This window comes from Bacillus sp. AFS015802, from assembly GCF_002561455.1.
GTDB lineage: Bacteria > Bacillota > Bacilli > Bacillales > Bacillaceae_B > Rossellomorea.
The window spans coordinates 1-1,857 of the sequence record NZ_NTUP01000029.1 but is presented as its reverse complement, the minus strand read 5'-3'; the positions used below and the strand labels follow the sequence as shown (position 1 = coordinate 1,857).

The window sequence follows — 1,857 nt, the reverse complement described above, 5'->3', positions numbered from 1 at the left end:
TCGAGAGGTTGTCGCAACATATCCAGCGTCTTCTTTGTAAATTCGGCGATTTCATCCAAAAAAAGGACTCCACGGTGGGCCAGGGATATTTCACCCGGCCTTGGGTGCTGTCCACCTCCAATGATGGAAACACCCGACGAAGAATGATGAGGTTGTCTGAAGGGCGGTTGAGAAGAATACCGGCTCATACTCGTGCTCAGCTGGTATAAACTCATCACTTCCAGTTGAGCGTCCTTCGTGAGTGGGGGCAGGATGGAAGGAAAGCTTTCCGCTAACATACTCTTCCCGCACCCTGGAGGGCCTGTCATGAAAAGATGATGCTCACCCGCTGCAGCGACTTCAAGTGCTCGTTTAGCATAGGAATGCCCGATAATATGTTCGAAATCAATATAGTCCATGTGATCTTGTTCCTCTTCACGAGGTTGTGGAAAAAACGGGAGGATGTTCTGGCCGGAAAGGTGCTGAAGGACTTCATCCAAGGAGGAAACATACACGATTTGAAGGCCATCTATTTCGAATAAAGGAAGTTCTTCGTCAAAAGGCATATAAACCTTTTCCACTCCCACTTTCTTCGCAGCAAGCACAGCCGGAAGCATGCCTTCAACAGCCCTGACACCACCATCCAATGACAAAGCCCCTAGAAAGGCGGTAGATTCAGGACTCCGCACCGTAATCTCCTTCATACTCAATAAAACTGCGAGAGCCATTGATAAATCATAAAGTGGCCCGGTCTTTTTCAATTCGGCTGGAGACAGATTAATGATGACTTTCTGATTTACTAGGGTATATCCCAACCCGTGCAGAGCAGCCGTCACTCTGTCTTTCGACTCTTTCACTGAGGCATCGGGTAAGCCGACAATGACGAAGGATTCCGATCCCTGCATGGTACGCACCTCTACGCTTACTTTATAGCCTTCCAAGCCCTTTAAACCAATGCTTGTTACTTTACTTGTCATAGAGATTCCCCCGCTTTTCAAGTTTATTTTCCACATAGGATTGGTAACTGATATGCACCGGTTCAAGAAAGAAGGAATACGTGTTGGAAGGATCAACGTGAGGGTTATCAAAAGGTGTAATATAAGAAGAATAACTGCTCCAGGGGTAGCTTCACAGCGGGAAACCATGTTGGCTTCCAACGGGTTTCGATGGATATAGCGACTCACTTCCAAAAAGTAGTCAATGGATTCAATCAGCTCATCCCCATATCTGCCCTGGAACTGATGTCCCACCGTTTTAAACCGGCGATTCAGATAGACAGCATATCGGGAGTGAAGTGTTTTCATAATGTATTGAATATGATGGTCGATGGTTTCAATCTGCAGGTGAATGTGATTGGTCATGAGGCAGTAGGAGTGTAATATGAAGGGATACATAAAGCGGACATCCTCAAGGATATGCAAGTAGGTAAGATAATCGCAGTCATCATAAAACAAAGCACCACGCTTATTCCCCCTAGCAGTAATATGATAGATGGCACCCGGGTACCAGATACGGAGTTTTCTCGACATTTCTTTCCTCCTTCAAAACAGAAAATAGAACATACGTTCCTTCTTAAGCTAATTCTATAATAACAAAAACCAATTGTCAAATCCTACCTAACCAAAGCCAAACAACCTCACCCATCACTTTAACACACTGACGCTGTGCACTTTAGCTGGGTGGGGGTCTGACCCCAATATTCGACTCTTTCACCGAGGCATCGGGTAATCCGACAATGACGAAGGATTCCGATCGCTGCATAGTTCGCACCTCTACGCTTACTTTATAGCCTTCCAAGTCTTTCAGGGCAATGCTTGTCACTTTACTTGTCATAGAGACTCAACATTTTCCAGACTATTGTGAACGCTAGAATAAAGT

The 1,857-nt window shown here is 45.5% G+C and carries 2 protein-coding genes; both read right to left on the bottom strand.

Annotated features, from left to right (window positions below; all coding sequences use genetic code 11):
* A partial coding sequence (locus tag CN378_RS22980; protein WP_257141155.1) for an ATP-binding protein occupies nt 1-1,508 on the bottom strand: 1,508 nt, incomplete at its 3' end.
* A 142-nt stretch (nt 1,509-1,650) separates the two neighbouring features.
* Nucleotides 1,651-1,812, bottom strand: a complete 162-nt coding sequence (locus CN378_RS22680; RefSeq protein WP_179884933.1) for a hypothetical protein — start codon at nt 1,810-1,812, stop codon at nt 1,651-1,653.
* Nucleotides 1,813-1,857: the final 45 nt, after the last annotated feature.

Excerpts from the sequence above, each read along its gene's own strand:
- CN378_RS22680 (WP_179884933.1), bottom strand. The coding sequence starts at position 1,812 with ATGACAAGTAAAGTGACAAGCATTGCCCTGAAAGACTTGGAAGGCTAT.